The 17,348-nt window shown below is 47.5% G+C and carries 14 protein-coding genes; 9 read left to right on the top strand and 5 right to left on the bottom strand.

What is annotated here, in order from left to right:
• Nucleotides 1-8 precede the first annotated feature (8 nt).
• The 5 genes from A4R26_RS18995 to A4R26_RS19015 form a co-directional block, all read right to left on the bottom strand.
• Nucleotides 9-1,886 (bottom strand): RagB/SusD family nutrient uptake outer membrane protein, encoded by a 1,878-nt coding sequence (locus tag A4R26_RS18995; protein WP_081166517.1) that lies wholly within the window; start codon nt 1,884-1,886, stop codon nt 9-11.
• 149 nt (nt 1,887-2,035) lie between these two features.
• Complete coding sequence (locus A4R26_RS19000) at nt 2,036-5,572, bottom strand: SusC/RagA family TonB-linked outer membrane protein (RefSeq protein WP_081166521.1); 3,537 nt, start codon at nt 5,570-5,572, stop codon at nt 2,036-2,038.
• Nucleotides 5,573-5,729: 157 nt separating this feature from the next.
• Nucleotides 5,730-6,794 (bottom strand): FecR family protein, encoded by a 1,065-nt coding sequence (locus A4R26_RS19005; RefSeq protein WP_133054729.1) that lies wholly within the window; start codon nt 6,792-6,794, stop codon nt 5,730-5,732.
• Between the two features lie 86 nt (nt 6,795-6,880).
• Nucleotides 6,881-7,387, bottom strand: a complete 507-nt coding sequence (locus A4R26_RS19010) for an RNA polymerase sigma-70 factor (protein ID WP_165760331.1) — start codon at nt 7,385-7,387, stop codon at nt 6,881-6,883.
• Between the two features lie 226 nt (nt 7,388-7,613).
• Entirely contained in the window at nt 7,614-8,117 is a 504-nt protein-coding gene (locus A4R26_RS19015; protein WP_081166532.1) for a YybH family protein, read from the bottom strand.
• Nucleotides 8,118-8,330: 213 nt separating this feature from the next.
• Here A4R26_RS19015 and A4R26_RS19020 point away from each other — a divergent pair, with 213 nt between their 5' ends.
• The 9 genes from A4R26_RS19020 to nuoF all read left to right on the top strand — a co-directional run bounded on the left by A4R26_RS19020 (nt 8,331) and on the right by nuoF (nt 17,302).
• The gene (locus A4R26_RS19020) at nt 8,331-8,870 is read left to right on the top strand and encodes a phage tail protein (RefSeq protein WP_081166536.1); all 540 of its coding nucleotides are present in this window, start codon (nt 8,331-8,333) and stop codon (nt 8,868-8,870) included.
• A gap of 30 nt (nt 8,871-8,900) precedes the next feature.
• The gene (locus tag A4R26_RS19025; protein WP_081166540.1) at nt 8,901-9,815 is read left to right on the top strand and encodes a methionyl-tRNA formyltransferase; all 915 of its coding nucleotides are present in this window, start codon (nt 8,901-8,903) and stop codon (nt 9,813-9,815) included.
• A gap of 19 nt (nt 9,816-9,834) precedes the next feature.
• Nucleotides 9,835-11,184: a T9SS type A sorting domain-containing protein gene (locus A4R26_RS19030; RefSeq protein WP_081166551.1), complete on the top strand. Its 1,350-nt coding sequence runs from the start codon at nt 9,835-9,837 to the stop codon at nt 11,182-11,184.
• A gap of 362 nt (nt 11,185-11,546) precedes the next feature.
• Nucleotides 11,547-11,978, top strand: coding sequence for a CBS domain-containing protein (locus tag A4R26_RS19035; RefSeq protein ID WP_081166555.1), 432 nt, complete (start codon nt 11,547-11,549; stop codon nt 11,976-11,978).
• An 8-nt stretch (nt 11,979-11,986) separates the two neighbouring features.
• On the top strand, nt 11,987-12,511 hold the full coding sequence (locus A4R26_RS19040) for an NADH-quinone oxidoreductase subunit A (protein ID WP_242674955.1): 525 nt from the start codon (nt 11,987-11,989) through the stop codon (nt 12,509-12,511).
• A gap of 241 nt (nt 12,512-12,752) precedes the next feature.
• Complete coding sequence (locus tag A4R26_RS19045) at nt 12,753-13,391, top strand: NADH-quinone oxidoreductase subunit B (protein ID WP_081166559.1); 639 nt, start codon at nt 12,753-12,755, stop codon at nt 13,389-13,391.
• A 117-nt stretch (nt 13,392-13,508) separates the two neighbouring features.
• Nucleotides 13,509-15,257, top strand: a complete 1,749-nt coding sequence (gene nuoC / locus A4R26_RS19050) for an NADH-quinone oxidoreductase subunit C/D (RefSeq protein WP_081166563.1) — start codon at nt 13,509-13,511, stop codon at nt 15,255-15,257.
• 215 nt (nt 15,258-15,472) lie between these two features.
• Complete coding sequence (gene nuoE, locus A4R26_RS19055) at nt 15,473-16,021, top strand: NADH-quinone oxidoreductase subunit NuoE (protein ID WP_081166568.1); 549 nt, start codon at nt 15,473-15,475, stop codon at nt 16,019-16,021.
• A gap of 6 nt (nt 16,022-16,027) precedes the next feature.
• Nucleotides 16,028-17,302, top strand: a complete 1,275-nt coding sequence (gene nuoF / locus A4R26_RS19060; RefSeq protein WP_081166571.1) for an NADH-quinone oxidoreductase subunit NuoF — start codon at nt 16,028-16,030, stop codon at nt 17,300-17,302.
• Nucleotides 17,303-17,348 lie beyond the last annotated feature (46 nt).

The following is a 17,348-nucleotide window of genomic DNA, read 5'->3' on the forward strand; positions in this document are numbered from 1 at the left end:
CCCAATGTTTACCATCCCGGAGCCTGCTGCAATACCGGGTTTTTGATCAGCTCATCCTGCATAACAGGAAAGAAAAAATGCGTGGGCGACACAAAAACCCAGGTGGCCACATAGAACCGTTCCATCCTGTATGTCTTTCCGCCTATGTTTATTTTTCCATTGGGATCTTCAACCGGTTTCATGCCGTTTACCATGCGCTGGCATTTGGGATAGGGCCAGAAATTCCGTGAGCGGGTATCATTGTCGCTCCCTGCCGATTGCCAGGCCTGTTCCCGGGTTAGCTGGGTTGTACTGCTGGGTTCCAGGTATAAACGTGCTGTGAACCAGCGTTTGTTCTCAAAGAAAAATTCTACCCGGCGTTCACGTTGAATATATTCGTTTGTCTTGTCTTTATCGCCTTTTACCGCTGGCGGAACCGGCGCCATAAAAGCCCGCTGCCTGATGGTATTCAGCATGGTAAAGATCTCGTCGGCAGAACCGCCGGTCTCATTCAGGGCTTCTGCATAGATCAGCATGATCTCGGGCAGGCGGATCAGCGGATAATGAATTTGAAAGGAGACGCCGTTACCGGGGCGGTAATCCTCGCGATAGAACTTGCGCAAAAAATATCCGGTAGTGGTTGAATTGGTAGCGCCTATTTTGTCGGAACCGGTAGCTGTATTTCTTACTGCATTTCTGAAAGATGAACCATGATAAATTACGTCGCGGTAAAAACGGGGATCGCGTTTTACGCTTTCGTATGGGTTCGCATCGTCATACCCATCGGCAACTGCGCGTGCATCATATACCGGGTAACCGTAACCGTCCGGGGCAATATATTCGTATTCATCTACCTGCTCCTGCGCCGGTTGCTGGCGCGAACCGCCGCCCTCTGAAGGTGGATAATTATCACCCTGCCAGGCTTCCCACTTGTCGTTCATATTCATGAAAATGCCTTCCTGTTTGAATGCATTGAAATCGTAGAACTGCTGAAATAGACGTGAGTATACCTTGTTGTTGCTGCCCGAAACAAAATCATTGGTGCCATAACCGGTATACAGGTTGTAACGAAGTTGTCCGTTTTCCGATCGCAGGTCAAGCACCGCTTTGGCCGCATCGCGGGCTGCTTCCCAGCGTTTGTTATCGCGTGTGTGGTAACTGCTTTTTCCTTTGCGCGTATCATTGGGCAGTATGCCGCCATTGTAGAGTGGGGTGGCGGCCATCCAACGTACGATCGCTTTCAATGCCAGCGCCGTTCCTTTCTCTGCCCGGGCAAATTGCGGATCGGTTTGGTTAACCGGTAGCAGGGCGATGGCTGAATCGCAATCGGCGCTGATCTTTTCTACCACCGAATGAAATGTTTCCTGTGCAATGCCCAAATCGCCATTGGGGTCAACAATGAAATCGATGTAGGGAACCTCACCATACAACCGCGCTGCCAGGTAATGATACCAGGCACGCATAAAATAGGTTTCACCCCGTCTGATGTCGAGGTCGCCTTTGTTGAGCGGATTATCGGGCGTACTGTATTTTCTCACCCCCGAAATGATCAGGTTCGAAATGCGGATGGTGGAATAAATGTCGGCCCATTTATAACCGCTGCCCGGTTGTTCGCTGGGGTTCCAGCCACCGGTATTGAATGTGCGCGACTGCCCGTTCTCTACAGTAGAGCCGCGGCACTCATCGGTAATGGCGCTTAATGAAAAGTGCTGAAGAAATGCCAGCCCGCGCGCGCGGGAATGCAGATCGCTGTACAGGTCGGTAACCAGCTTGTTCACTTTTTCATAATCGGCAAACACCTGTGCTTCGGTCATCTGGTCATCGGGTTTGCGAACGAGGAAATCTTTTTTGCAACCCAACAGGAGTATTACGATGAAAATATATGGATTGAATATTTTTGTTTTCATAAAAATGAGTTTGTTCTTAGTTCTCAATTTTTAGTGCTGAACTTTTTGATTTTGACTGTAATGGCATGATGTGGTTTTCCCCTTGTCAATATGTCGGCTTGTTAACTTTTCAACCTGCCTGTGTATACCTCGATGCCTTCTTACATTCTTTAAAGAGTAATGTCTACTCCAAAGTTTATTACTCTCATAATTGGGTACCAGTTGCCATTGGGGTCGTTGGTTTCGGGGTCAACGTCAACCGTTTTTAAATTGTCGAAGGTGAGCATGTTCATACCTTGTACGTATACACGGGTGCGTTGCAAACCGGCCCGTTTCATCCACTTCGTTGGCAGGTAATAACCTGCCTCAAAATTTTTCAGCCGCAGGTATTGGGCGTTGTACAGGAACAGGCTGCTCCAGTATTGTTTATTGTTGTCGTATTTGCCATAATGCAGTGCCGGGAATTTGGCTGTTTCCGCTGTGGCAGGGGTCCACCGCTGCAGGTGCATGGGTTTTACTTTTCCTACTTCATCATTCTGATATAACGGGAAGTCGTAGGTGGCCGGACCGCCCAGCAATAATGAAGTATGTGTAGCTCCCTGGAACAGGATGCTCACGTCGAACGATTTGTAACGGCAGCTGATGGGAATACCAAACTGAATTTCCGGAACACGGGGATACCCTCTTGCCACCCGGTCGTTCAGATCGGTGATCTGGTTGTCGCCATCTATATCAACATATTTTACATCGCCCGGCATTACAGTGCCCCATTTCTGAAAACCGGTTCCATTGTTCATGGTATTCAGGTCGTCAGCTTCTTTCTGGTTGTTGATAAAACCATCGAAAAGATATACGAAAGGTTGTCCCACCGGCAGTCCTGTACGATATTGCCAGGGAAAGCTGCGCATTACTTCGCGCTGGTATGCTATCTTATTGCGGGCAAATGAGAAGTTGGGTCTTACCGTATAGGTGAAGTTGCTGCCGATCTTGTCGCTCCAGGAAACTTCAAAGTCGATTCCCCGGTTGTTCACTATACCTACGTTCAGCAGGGGGGCGCTTGTTCCTACAAGCGAAGGGAAACCCTGTTTGTCGGCCCCGCTGAGATCGGTTATGATATCGTAACGATGTTCATGGAACATATCTACGGTGATGGTAAGCCGTCTGCGTAACAGCTCGAGATCGATACCCATATTTATCTTGCGTGCTTTTTCCCAGGTAAGAATGGGGTTGGCCAGCCGGCCCGGGCGAATACCGCCGGGGTTCTGGTTGTTCTGCGTACCGAAATTGTATGCGTCGCCTGAATTGTTATAGAACTGCAGGTAGCCAAAACGGTTATCGCTTGGGTTGGAACCAGCCTGGTCGTTGCCTACCAGGCCAAATGAGCCGCGCAGCTTTAACATGTCGAGCCAGCCCTGGGTGCGCTCCATAAAGCTTTCATTGCTTATTACCCAGCCAATAGAGGCTGCGGGGAATTTACCATAACGGCTGCCAGGCGCAAAGTTTTCAGAACCATTATAACCCATATTGAATTCGGCGAGATAGCGCTGGTCGTAGTTATAGGTTATGCGGCCCGAAATACCCTGGTAACAGAACGGCACTTCATTATTTTTGATCCTGATAGAGCGGTTGGCCAGTATCAGTCCCGACAAATTGTGTTTGCCGAATGTTCGCAGGTAGTCGAGTTTGAGCTGGTAATAGGTACGGCCAATTTCATCATCACGTGAAAAGCTGTTGCCGAGTGTATTGTCTGTCGACCGGCGCGGCGTGCTGTATGCTCCTGTGTAATGGCCTGCTTTCATATAAACATCCACCCCGTCTGTTGGGTAAAATGTAGCATAACCGGGATAAACGCGGTAACCCTGCGATTCGGTAGGTACTGAGCGGGTAACCCAATAGCCTCCCTGCCGGTCGTAGGAGAACATGCCTTCAAACTTCAATCCTTTGGTCAGCGCATCGAGTTTGTAACCCATAATGAACGTTCCATCGAGATAGTTTACGCGCTGGTTCAGGTAACCGGTTTTCGACAGCTCGCCCAGCATATTGAACCGATAGGTTTGCGTACCGAACAGCATCCCGTTCGGGAAGTTTACGTTATGTACGCGATTGGCGGCATTGTCGTTCGACTCCACAACGATGGGATAAATGGGCGGTTGCGTATTGGCGATCTCCATTACGCGGTTGGCCGTAGTGCCGGGCGCATTGCGATCGGTAAGGCGGGCGCCCAAAATTAATGTGGCATATAAGGAATTGGTAATGTCTACATCTACATTCGAACGGAAATTATACCGTTTGAAGATGGCTTGTGTTTTATAAGGATCGCTGATGGTTTGCCGGTAATTCCCGTTCTGCTGAAAATAGTTACCCATTATAAAGTAGCGGGCTTTGTTGCTGCCACCCTGAATGGTTAAGCTATAATCCTGCTGAAAACCGGGTTTAAAGGCAAAATCGAAGTAATCTATATTGTAACCGAGGCCATCGCTGTTATCGCCTTTGGCTTTGCGGTAGTTTTCTATTTGTTCGTCGGTGAACAGGTTCAGGTTACCGGGCGATACACCCGGGTTATCGTTTATTTTGGCCTCGTTGAACAGCATGGCATAATCGGCCGAGCCCAGGTATTTGGGAAAATGAATGGGGGTGTTGATGCCGTCACTGATCTTGAAGTTCAGCGTCGCTTTTTCCGATGCCTTTCCGCGTTTGGTAGTGATTACTATTACGCCGTTGGCGCCGCGTACACCGAAAACAGCGGTTGCCGACGCATCTTTCAAAATGGTAAAGCTCTCTATTTCATCGGCGCTCAGGTAGTTCAATGATCTTTCCACCCCATCTACAATTACGATCGGCCTTGCATTGCCATAAGTACCGATACCCCGAATGTAAATGTCGCTGATGTCAACGCCGGGTTCACCACCGGCAAACTGGTTTACATTCAAACCCGGCAGGCGGCCTGCCAGCGCATTGGTTAAATTGGCGGTTGGGCTTTGCTGTAATTCTTTTGATGAAATTGCCGCTACCGCGCCGGTGACCGTCATCTTTTTTTGCGTTCCGTAGCCAACCACTACCACATCTTTCAGGTTTTGCGCATCTTCCTTTAACGTTATGGTTACCGTATTACGTCCCTGCAGGGCTACTTCCTGCGACTGGTAACCGATAAAAGAGAATACCAGCGTTGCTTCTGCATAAGGAACGTTCAATGAAAAACGTCCCTCGCGATCGGTAACCGTTCCTGTTGCCGCCCCGCGTACCATTACCGTTACACCCGGTATTGGCTGCGATTTGTCGTTCAGTACCTGGCCCTCTACGATTATGGCGGGGGCTGGTGTTCCATAACCGGCCTGTTCCATTGTTTTTTTTTGACCGGTGGGCGCATTGTACAGCAGGATCTGTTTATCGTCAATGATGCTGAATAAAATGCCCACGGGCGATAACACGTTGCTGAAAAGTTCGGCGAGCTTTTTATTTACCAGCCGGCACGACACTTTTTTGTTCAGGTTAATGATGTCGCTGCTGTAAATAAAGGATACGCCTGTCTGGCGTTGAATTTCCCGCAGCAATTTTTTTACTTCAACCTGGTCCATGCTCAGGTTTACTTTTTTGTCGAGGATGTTCTGCGCATTGGCCTGCACCGTATTGCTGCAGATAATTACCAATGCCAGTTGCCATAGCAGGAAGCGGGCGATGATCGGCAATCGCAATCGTTCTTTTCTCATAGTGACAGTTTTTTCATTCAATAATTAGGTTTGCAGTAGTTGGTTTAATGAAGGCAATAGCAGGCCCGGCCGCATGATACAGCATAGCGCATACCGCGCGAGGCCCGGTATTTCCGGTTTAACAGCTTTTGTTTATTGTAATCGCAGCGCCTTTAGATCACTGGTTTTGGTTTTCTTTTACGATTATTTGTGAACCGTTTATTTCGTATGTAGTTTGTGTTGATTTACAAATGATATCAAGTTGGGTGAACAGGCTGTATTTTGACAGGTCGCCGGTAAAATGGTATTCTGCAATTTGTGCATTGTTGGTGGTGATCATTATGCCATATGCATCGCTCAGTGTTTGCAATACGTTCAGCAATGATGCTTCTTCAAATACAAATTGCTGTTTGATTGGCTGACTGCCTGCACCTGCCTGTATTTTTGAATCCGGGCGGGGCAGGGGATTGTCTACAATGCTCGTGATCAGTTGATTCAGTTCGGCGTTGAACGTTACTTTTTTATTACGGGTCAATAGCACGCGGCCAGTACTGTTTGCTTCGGCATTATCATCCTGCGCTCCCCTGTACACAAGCACTTTTCCGGTTACAACTGCCACTTCCACATTCCAGTCGGTTTTGTTTTGTGTGATGTTAAAACTGGTGCCAAGCACTTCGGTGGTAAGCTCGTTGTTCATGTGCACTTTGAAATGTTTTTGCGGGTTGTGGTGCACGTTGAAAAAGGCGCTTCCATGTAAGTACACATCACGGGTTGATAAGGTAAATGCAGCGGGGTAATATATTACGGCCCCGGGTTGCAGGGTGATAAGGGTACTGTCGCCCAGCATGAACTTACGTTCTGTGCCGGTTGAATTTACCAGGCTGTCATAACCCACTTGTGGCAGCACCATTGTCAGTTGGTTGTTTTTACCAGATGGTTGGCGATACAATACAATGGCGGTGACGATCAACGTTACTACAGCTGCGGCGGCGGTTGTCCTGAACCAGTTGCGGGCGGTAATTGGTTTCACCCTGGCTGGTTGCATGGCCGGCTGATCCGCTACATTGCTTTTAATGGTTTGCCACAGTCTTGCTTCTATCAGCGACCGCTCAGTTGGTGATAAGTGCAGGTCGCTGTTGGCGGTCAGGCTTTTGTACCATTCGAGCACAAGCATTTCTTCTTCTTCAGTGCATTCGCCTGCCAGGTATTGCTGCAATAAGTGATCGAAGTTCGACTGGCTCAATTACGGTGTTTATTATATGACGGGAAGAATTACCGTATCCCTAAAGGTTGACAAAGAAATTTTTTCGGGTGCGGCCCTAAAGCAGCTTATAATAAAGAGAAATAAGTGTTTAGATAATTGCGCAGGTGGCGGCGCAGCAGTTTGAGCGAACGGGTAATGTGGTATTCAACCGCTTTTTCGGTGAGCTGCATATGACCGGCAATTTCCTTTACCGATTTGTGTTCGTATCGGCTTAGTTTGAAAATGGTTTGCGTTTTTTCGGGCAGTTCATGCAGGTGCGTTTCTATCAGTACCATCAGTTGTTCCTGGTCGATGCCGGTTTCACCATCGCTGGTGGTTGCCGGCTGTTGATAGTTTTGAATGAACCTGTCTTTTACCGCCTGCTGGCGATGAAAGTCTACGGCCATATTTCTGAGTGAAATGGTGAGAAAAGCGCCCCAGTTCTTCACCTGCAAACTGGCGCGGTTTCGCCAGATCTTTTCGAACAGGTTTTGTACAAGTTCTTCTGCGTCGGGGCCCGAAGCGGTGTATTTACAGGCTACACAATATAACTGGTACCAGTACTTTTTATACAGCGCTTCAAACGCAGCCATACCATCCCGTTGCAGGGACAAATCATTGTCGCTATATGAACCGGCGCCGGCAAACATACATTATAAGGAAAGGGTTCGTTCTTATTTTACTTTGAAAGTATGGGTTTTTTACCAGATAAAAAACGATTTTGCTAAATAATTAGGAGGTGTGTTGGCAAGTTGACGGATAAACAAAACGGGCAGTTCGTTTCCGGCTGCCCGTTGATCTCTTGCTGTTTGTTTATAACTACCTGCGCGCCGGCAGATTACTGTTACCGATATCGCGGTAAATTTTCCAGCCATCGTTCTCCGGTTTCCATACCACAATATATTTGCCTTTGTCGAGCGTTTTATTACCGTTGCCAATAACTTCAAACATGCCTGTTTCAACCAGCAGTTCGGCATTACCGGTAAGGTCCTGGGTCGTTAGTTTCAACTCTTTCATTCCTGATTTTATGGCGCCGCCCCAGGCTGAAGCGATACCCGCACCCTGAACAGGTTCAACGTTGTCGAACATCAGCCAGGCATCAGGGCTATAGTGTGCGGCCAATGCGTTGGAGTCGCCCTTTTTTACTTCATCCATAAATTTCGCATTGTCATTGTCTATCCATGACCTTGCCTTGCCGATATCGAATGCTTCGGATGAATCGGCTATTGTATTGTCGCCGGTTTTTTCAGTAGCGGCATCCTGGCACGACGTAATAAAAGCTATTGCGCCGGCAATTAATAGTAGTGAGCAAAACTTTTTCATGTTGATGGTTTTGTATGAAGTTATACGCTTTATGATTCAAAGCCGTTTTGTGTATTCGAATTTGACCAAGATCAAATATGCTGTTGGGTTGTTGCCGTTCAAACACTAACAGATAAGTGAAAACATGACCATTATCAAGTTTCCAGGTGGAGTTTGTATATTAAATTGTCCTAATTTTAAACACCATATTTACTCACCATTAAACTTCCTTTCATGGACAATGCTTACATCGGCAGCATTATATTGTTTGCCGGCAACTTCGCTCCCCGCGGCTGGGCCCTTTGCCAGGGACAACTAATGAATATTGCACAGAATACTGCTTTGTTCTCTATTCTCGGTACTACCTATGGTGGCGATGGGAGAACTACATTTGCATTGCCCGATCTTCGGGGCCGCGTACCTGTTGGTCAGGGACAGGGCCCTGGGTTGAGTGCCTGGCCATTAGGGCAGTCACTGGGTGTAGAAACCGTTTCATTGATCCAGAGTCAAATGCCTGCTCACAACCATTTAGTTGAAGTAAGTGGCAGTACGGCCAATACGGATACCGCAAACAACAATTACCTGGCCATGTCAAATGCCACCTACGGCGGTGACACAATACCCGTAAATACTTATAATGGTACGCCTACGGCAACACTGGCCGTAAATAGCATTAGTGTTGCCGGCAGCAGCATGCCCCATGAAAACCGCCAGCCCTCGTTATGTTTGAACTATATCATTTGCTTAGTGGGTTTATTCCCATCCCGGAATTAAGGATGATCTGATTTGTGCCTGTAAAAAAATATGCGAACAGGCATTGTTTCAAATTCTACCATTTGTTTACCGCTTTTGCATTACCTGCTATCTGCCGGGAGGGATATCGTTGTCTTTTCTGCAGAACAGACCGTTAATGAAAAAGGTACAGTTGCCGCTTTTTGTGCAGGTGCAGGAATTCCCTGTACACATGAAAAGAGCAGTGGCCGGTTATTGTACGACTGGGTAAACGAACAACGCCCTGATGTCATTTTTGTAATCGGCTATAGTGAGATCATTCGTCTTAAACGGTTCGATACTTTTATACCCGTTCTTTATAATGTGCATTTTGGTCATTTGCCGGAGTACAGGGGACCCAACCCTGTATTCTGGCAATTGAAGAATGGATCACCTTCACTGGCTATCACTATTCACTGCATCAGCGAACGGATCGATGCAGGCGCCATTGCCTGGATAAAAGAATACAGGAATGAGCCATTCTTCAGTTTCGGTTATGTGCATCAGTTAATGAGCCATTACCTCGTAGAAGGGGTGGAACACCTGCTGGCATTGCACCGGCAGAACAAGGCTGTTGCCGTAGAACAGCAGGATGAACAGCAGGCTTTATATTTTTCCGGGCCGGCGGCTGGTGATCTTTGTATTAACTGGGCGGCAATGAACTCCGTTGCTATCTGCAATTTGGTTAAAGCCTGTAATCCCTGGAACAATGGCGCAATAACTTCTTACAACGGTATCGAAGTGCGGATCGCCGATGCCGAGCCCGCACTACCGAATGGACTGATGCCACATACTCCCGGCACTATACTCGACACCTCCACCAATTTTCTGATCTCATGCATCAATAACGAGGTCCTGCACATACATACCCTTATGCTTAATGGTGTTTTAATGCCCGGCCGGTTTGCAGCGAAATATGGCTTTTTGAAAGGTCGGTTATTTAAATAATTTTTGAAAACATCAGGTTATGATAAAGAAATTACACAATGTATACATTGTATGTACCTGTTTGCTCTTGCTGGGTTGCTGGCCTGGCTTAAAGGCGCAAACCATTTTAACGCCCGGGGATATTGTTGTTTTAGGCTGGAATTCCGATGAATCATATCCGAACCAGAAATGGGCTTTTTTGGCAATGACAGATATTCTTGCGGGTACCAGCATCATTTTTACTGATAATGGATATGATGCTTCTACCGGTAATTTCAGAGCCCCAAGTTCAAGTGATGGCTTTCTGACCTATATAGTACAGTCTTTGATATCAAGAGGCACGGTTGTTTATGGAACCAATACTACAATCAATGGCTCCACAGCAGGCGTATCGGGGCAATTGGGAAACCCTTCAACACCTTTTGGATTTAGCAATTTTGGCGACCAGCTAATTGTATACCAGGGAACTTCAGGTACCGCTACCGGGGCTACATTTATTTATGCATTGAATACGGGACAGAACACTGCTTATGGCGCGAATGGCGCCTGGTATACAGGCGGCGCTGCCATTTCAGTAGATGTACTGTCTTACCTTCCGCCCGGATTAACAAACGGTGTAACGGCGGTTGCCCTAACAGCCAATACTTTAAATCTTTCAGTTGGCACGGGTTTATTGGGATCGGCCAATTACGGATTCGATAACATGGCTTACGGTGGCACAACTACCGGTACTAAGAGTACATTGCTTACTGCCATTGCCAATCCGGCAAACTGGTTGGGCAGTGATGCAACTGCTTTCAATCTGGCAGCAGGCAGTGGCGTTTTCCCCGGTAACGTATTCTCTGTATTACCTGTTACCTTACTTCAATTCAAAGCAGAAGAAGCAACGGCCGGCATCGTTAAACTTAGCTGGAGCACAGCCATGGAAGTGAACAACGATCATTTTACACTGGAAAGAAGCAGTGACGGACTGCATTATACGGTGATCGGCACAGTGGCGGGCAGGGGCGATAATAACCAGCCGGTTGATTATTCGTTTACCGACAAAGCGGCTGAACAGGGAAGTAATTATTACCGCTTAACACAGTTCGATCGCGACGGCCAGTCAAAGATCCTTGGCACCCGGAAAGTTGAGGTGCGGGAGATCGCATTGCGGGTAGGACCCAACCCCGCAGTACATTTTGTTGACGTTGCATTTGCCAGCGGTGCATGGCGCGAAGTAAAGTTATATAACAGTGCCGATCAGTTGCTGCAAACCATTTCACCGGCGCCAAATACCAGTCGTGTAAGGATCAGTTTACAAAACTACCGCGCCGGCACTTACTACCTGGCATTTGTTGCAAATATTGGACAGGGCAATACGGTGCGGAGGTTTGTAAAACGGGAGTAAGAGCTAATGTGATAATTTGATGATGTGATAATGAATACAAGAGCGCGGGAGCTGAGTGGTAGAGGCAAGGGCTGGTGGGAAAGCTTCGGACTTACAGCTTCACGCCATACAATAACTGTGTCTGGCAGTGTTCCGGAAGGGTGAGTGACCCGTCAACTGGCGGGTGGCTCACCCTTTTGCATTCAAACCCAAAATTGAACCCGGGCTCAAAGGTTCAGTAATTCAGGCGCTGAACAACCATGAACCGGGGAACCAGAAGCAGAGAACTCAAAACCCCGGGCACCAACCGGAATCCGGGATTAATTTTTTATTTAATAAAAAATGGATAACTTAACAGTATAATAGCTCTTAAAACTATTACCATGGATACGGTAAGAGATATACTGCAAATTAAAGGACATGTGGTATATACGGTAAGTCCGGAGAGCTCCGTATACGAAGCTTTAGAAACACTGGAAACGAAGAATCTCGGTTCCCTGGTTGTTTTGGAAGAGAACGGTAAACTGGATGGTATTTTTACAGAACGTGACTACGCCCGCAAAGTAATATTAAAAGGCAGATCCTCAAAAGAGACCAGGGTTATGGACATTATGACCGAAAGCCCGGTGTTTGTTACTCCTGATACTAAGATCGAATACTGCATGCAATTGATGACAGATAAACATATCCGTCATTTACCTGTGCTCGAAGACAATGAATTAATTGGTTTGGTTTCAATCGGTGATCTGGTGAAATATATCATCGATCAGAAGGATTTCGTTATTCAGTGTCTTGAACATTACATTACCAGTTAATCAATCTGTTGATCGTACTGTTGTGGCTGTTTGGCGGGTGCCTGGGATTTTATTTGATGTGGAAGGGAGGCTTATATAATTATATAGGCACCCTTCATGGAATTATTATGCTTATGCCGGAAACAGATATCCATAGTAATCAATTATGGCCATTGCTATTGTACGCAGGTGTGGTGCTCTTTCTGATCGTCGCCATCCTGTTCCTGTCATATATATTGGGCCAACACCATCATGACCGCGCTACCAATAAACCATACGAAGGAGGAATAGAACAAACCGGATCTGCACGCCTCCGTTTTTCTGCCCAGTTTTACCTCGTTGCCATGTTGTTTGTGATTTTCGACGTTGAAGCAGTGTTCATTATTCTATGGGCGCTTGGCTTTTACGAGCTCGGCTGGTATGGGTATATAGGCGCGGCTATCTTTATCGCTCAACTGGTAGTGGTATTGATCTACGAATGGGGAATAGGCGCGCTGGATATAGGAATTAACGCGAAGAAGCTGCTTAAGAGGTACAGGGAGTTGACTGGCTAAATATATCTTTTTGAAAAGTTTATAGTTTGTGGTTTATGGTTTATTGTTCTTTAAGGCGCAGGCTTGAAATTAATTTCCAGCTTCAAAACGCGCCAGCAACCACAAACTATAGTTTGAAAACAAGTTTATAGTTTTTGGTTTATGGTTTATTGTTCTTTAGATCGCGAGCCCGAAATTAATTTCGAGCCTAAAACCGCGGCAGCAACCATAAACTACAAACAATAAACCATAAACAAAAGTTATGAAATGGTGGTTGAGCAAGGCGGGTGATACTACCGGTAATATATCGGGGAATGGCAGTCTCGAAGAAGCCGTTCGGCAAAGCATTATGCTTACTACGGTGCAGGGATTGCTGGCATGGGGCCGTAAAAATTCCATGTGGCCATTTCACTTTGGGTTAAGCTGTTGTTTTGTTGAAATGGCTACCAGTATAACCAGTAAATATGATGTGGCCCGTTTTGGCGCCGAAGTGATCCGTGGTACACCACGCGAAGCCGATGTTATGGTGATCGCCGGAACGGTATTTATAAAAATGGTGCCCATCATCAAGCGCTTACACGAACAAATGATGGAACCGCGCTGGGTGATCTCAATGGGCAGTTGTGCCAACAGCGGCGGTATGTATGATATATATAGTGTAGTGCAGGGGGTTGATAAATTCCTGCCCGTTGATGTATATGTGCCCGGTTGTCCGCCCCGGCCCGATGCGTTTATTCAGGGACTGACATTGCTGGCCGATTCGGTCGGTAAAGAAAAACGTCCGCTAAGCTGGGTCATAGGCGAACAGGGTATCATAAAACCAACGCTTTCTTCCATGAAGGAAACCAAACGGGAAGAAAGAATGAATATGGTGAATTTTAAGGGAGTAGATGAAATATAAGAGTTTAAAGTTTATGGTTTGTAGTTTATAGTTCTTTCTGTGCGGCGGTCCCATTTATTTCGGAGAGCCTGCATCTCAGAAACAATAAACAAAAAACAATAAACAAGAAACCTGTATATGGACGACGCTGATGCCATATTGCAACAATTGAAACAACGGCTGGGAACGGATCTTCAGTACCAGCAACAAACCGTTGATGAAATACTCACTTTGTGGGTGTCTAAGGAGAGGATCGTACCTGTTATACAGTACCTGAAGACTGAAATACCGCAGTCGTTTAAAATGCTGTACGATCTTTTTGGTATCGATGAACGCAACCGCAATCGCTTTAATGGCCTCCCCATGGCCGATTTCACCGTAGTGTATGTATTGTTCTCTTTTGAACAAAATGCATTCATCAGGATCAAGGTTGCGCTGCGTGGCGAATACCCTTCCATAAACTCCATTACTTCCATCTTTCAAAATGCCAACTGGTACGAACGTGAGGTGTACGACATGTTCGGCATCCGGTTCGACGGGCATCCGCATTTAACACGCATATTGATGCCGCTCACCTGGCAGGGCCATCCTTTACGTAAGGAGCACCCGGCAAGGGCAACCGAAATGGGCCCATTCCGGCTGACCGATGAAATGCAGGACCGCGAGCAGGAATCCCTGCGGTTCAAACCCGAAGAGTGGGGACTGAAAGAGCATGGCGATGATGCCGATTATATGTTCCTCAATATTGGTCCGCAACACCCCGGCACCCATGGCGTGCTGCGTATCATTCTTCAACTAGATGGAGAAAATATTGTGGACTCCGTTACTGAAATAGGTTTTCACCATCGCGGCGCCGAAAAAATGGCCGAACGGCAAAGCTGGCATACCTATATTCCTTATACCGACCGGGTTGATTACCTCGGCGGCGTAATGAATAATCTTGCCTACCTGCTTGCCGTTGAAAAGCTCGCCGGGATCGAAATGCCCGATAGGGCGATGACCATCCGCGTTATGTTATGCGAACTGTTCCGTATTGCCAGTCACCTCGTTTGGTTTGGCACGTTTGCACAGGACCTGGGCCAGTTATCGCCGGTGTTTTATATGTTCACCGACCGCGAAAAAATATTCGATATAATAGAAGCCATCTGTGGCGGCCGTATGCACCCCAACTGGTTCCGCATTGGCGGTGTAGCGCAGGACCTGCCCAATGGCTGGCAACAGCTCGTTCAGTACTTTGTTGATTATTTCCCGCCCAAGATCCGCGAGTATGAAAAAATGGTTATAAAGAACGGCCTGTTCAAGGCGCGCACCAAAGGCATTGGCATATATACGCTTGAAGAAGCCATCGAGTGGGGCGTAACCGGTCCGGGTTTGAGGGCCTGCGGTTTTGAGTGGGACTGGCGCAAAAAACAACCCTATAGCGGCTACGACCGGTTTGATTTTGATATTCCCACCGCACAGAATGGCGATTGTTTCGACCGTGCCCTGGTACGGGTGGAAGAAATGCGCCAGAGCCTGCGTATTGTAAAGCAATGTTTGGAGAATATGCCGGCAGGTGATTATAAATCGAGCCACCCGTTGACCACGCCACCGTTGAAGAAATACACCATGCAGGATATAGAAACGCTGATCACGCATTTTTTGAATGTGAGCTGGGGACCGGTGATACCGGCCGGTGAAGCCATGAGTTGTATTGAAGCCACCAAGGGCGCCAATAGCTATTACTGTATCAGTGATGGCAATACGGCCGCCTATCGTGTGCGCATCCGCACGCCGTCGTTCCCGCACATGCAAATGCTGACCTATATCAGCAAAGGATATACAGTTGGGGACCTTTTAAGCATCCTGGGGAGTATTGATTTTGTGCTGGCAGATATTGATAGGTAGGAGGGAGACTAGTTGATCAGTTGATGAGTTGACCGGTCGACAGGGTTACGTTGAATGGTTGATAAAGGTGATATAGTTGATAAAGGAAATACAAAATGCAAGTGCAGGTATGTATTTGCTTTCGGTTGTATTCGCTTGCAGCTTGCAGCTTGTAGCTTGTAGTGATTTTCACGTTTGCCGTTTCACGATTGCCGTAAACCAAATGATAAATATTGATGATTGCGCAAAAATTAAATACAAAGGATACAGGTAAAGCAAACAACACCGCTCTGTACACGACAGGAGTTGCCGGCGAACCGTACCTGACCGATCTGGAGCGTACAGCCATCGATCATGAAGTGGCGCAGGTGCCGTATAAAAGCGCGGCAGTAATAGAAGCACTGAAAATTGTGCAGCAGCATCGCGGCTGGATCAGCGATGACAGCGTAGGTGCAATAGCCGCCTACCTGCAAATGAGCCCCGCCGAAGTAGATAGTGTGGCCACCTTTTATAATCTCATTTTTCGCAAACCGGTTGGCCGCCACGTGATCCTGTTATGCGATAGTATTTCCTGTTATGTAATGAAGTATGGCGACCTCTATACCGCGCTGCAGGAAAAACTGAATATTAAGTTCGGCGAAACTACCGGCGACCAGTGTTTTACATTGTTGCCCAACTGCTGCCTTGGTTGTTGCGATCATGCGCCGGCGTTAATGATCGATAACGATCTGTACAAAGATGTAACCGTTGCCATGCTTGACTGTATTTTAAAAAAGTATACTTAGCGTACTATGGAACGTCCGTTAACTCAATATATTCATCCGGGCTGTCCGCCGTTCGATCTCCGCGAGTATGAGATGACGGGCGGTTATGCCGCCTTGCGGAAAGTGATCGGCAGCATGTCGCCGCAGGAAGTACAGAAACTGGTGCAGGAAAGCGGACTGAAAGGCCGTGGGGGCGCCGGGTTCAATACCGGTATGAAATGGAGTTTTGTGCCCATGGGCGAAAACGCACCGCAACCGAAATATCTTATTGCCAATGCCGATGAAATGGAGCCCGGCACATTCAAAGACCGGCTCCTGCTAGAAGGCAATCCCCACCAGTTGATCGAAGGCATGATCCTGGCCGCCTATGCCATACAGGCCGATATCTCCTATATTTTTTTAAGGTGGGCATATAAAAAAGCTGCCCAACTGCTTCGCAAAAGCATACATGAAGCATATACCGCTGGTTACCTTGGAAAGAACATCCTTGGCAGCGGCTTTAGCCTCGAAATGCATTTACATACCGGCGTTGGCCGTTACATGTGCGGCGAAGAAACCGCCTTGCTGAACGCGCTGGAAGGTAAACGCGCCACACCGCGGGCAAAACCGCCATTTCCGCAGGTGAGTGGTTTGTATGGCAAACCCACCATTGTAAACAATGTGGAAACGCTTTGTAATCTTCCGCATATAGTGAACAACGGCGCCGAATGGTTCAAAGGCTTAGGTAACGGCAAAGACAGCGGCACCAAATTGTATGGCGTAAGCGGAAAAGTAAACAAACCCGGCTGCTGGGAATTACCCATAGGCGTAACCGTTCGCGAACTGATAGAAGAACATGCCGGCGGTATGAAGAATGGTTACCGGTTCAAAGGCGTATTGCCGGGTGGCGCCTCTACCGATTTTCTTACGACAGAACACCTCGATGTGAAAATGGATTTTGTTTCTGTGGCCGCAGCCGGCAGCAGGCTGGGCACAGGTACAATGGTGGTGATGGACGATGCAACCTGTCCTGTTGGGTTTGTTCATAACCTGCAACATTTCTTCGCACAGGAAAGCTGCGGTTTCTGTACGCCCTGCCGCGAGGGATTGCCCTGGGTGGAGAAAATGTTGTTGAGCCTCGAGCGGGGGCACGGAACCGCGGAAGATGTGGAAATGCTGCAAATGCATACGCAGTTGCTGGGCCCCGGCAATACATTCTGCGCCCTGGCGCCCGGCGCTATGGAACCGTTACAAAGCGCGCTGAAATATTTCAGGGAAGATTTCGAGAAGCATGTTGAGTTACACAAGTGTCCGTACGGGTAGCAGGTTTGTTGTTGTATTTAGAAGGAAGTTGAAGGTTAACGCGTTG

The organism is Niastella populi (assembly GCF_002078015.1).
Taxonomy (GTDB): domain Bacteria; phylum Bacteroidota; class Bacteroidia; order Chitinophagales; family Chitinophagaceae; genus Niastella; species Niastella populi.

Excerpts from the sequence above, each read along its gene's own strand:
- A4R26_RS19015 (WP_081166532.1), bottom strand. The coding sequence starts at position 8,117 with ATGAAAAAGTTTTGCTCACTACTATTAATTGCCGGCGCAATAGCTTTT.
- nuoF (WP_081166571.1), top strand. The coding sequence starts at position 16,028 with ATGGAACGTCCGTTAACTCAATATATTCATCCGGGCTGTCCGCCGTTC.
- A4R26_RS19045 (WP_081166559.1), top strand. The coding sequence starts at position 12,753 with ATGAAATGGTGGTTGAGCAAGGCGGGTGATACTACCGGTAATATATCG.
- nuoE (WP_081166568.1), top strand. The coding sequence starts at position 15,473 with ATGATTGCGCAAAAATTAAATACAAAGGATACAGGTAAAGCAAACAAC.
- nuoC (WP_081166563.1), top strand. The coding sequence starts at position 13,509 with ATGGACGACGCTGATGCCATATTGCAACAATTGAAACAACGGCTGGGA.
- A4R26_RS19030 (WP_081166551.1), top strand. The coding sequence starts at position 9,835 with ATGATAAAGAAATTACACAATGTATACATTGTATGTACCTGTTTGCTC.
- A4R26_RS18995 (WP_081166517.1), bottom strand. The coding sequence starts at position 1,886 with ATGAAAACAAAAATATTCAATCCATATATTTTCATCGTAATACTCCTG.
- A4R26_RS19025 (WP_081166540.1), top strand. The coding sequence starts at position 8,901 with ATGCGAACAGGCATTGTTTCAAATTCTACCATTTGTTTACCGCTTTTG.
- A4R26_RS19010 (WP_165760331.1), bottom strand. The coding sequence starts at position 7,387 with ATGGCTGCGTTTGAAGCGCTGTATAAAAAGTACTGGTACCAGTTATAT.
- A4R26_RS19000 (WP_081166521.1), bottom strand. The coding sequence starts at position 5,572 with ATGAGAAAAGAACGATTGCGATTGCCGATCATCGCCCGCTTCCTGCTA.
- A4R26_RS19035 (WP_081166555.1), top strand. The coding sequence starts at position 11,547 with ATGGATACGGTAAGAGATATACTGCAAATTAAAGGACATGTGGTATAT.
- A4R26_RS19020 (WP_081166536.1), top strand. The coding sequence starts at position 8,331 with ATGGACAATGCTTACATCGGCAGCATTATATTGTTTGCCGGCAACTTC.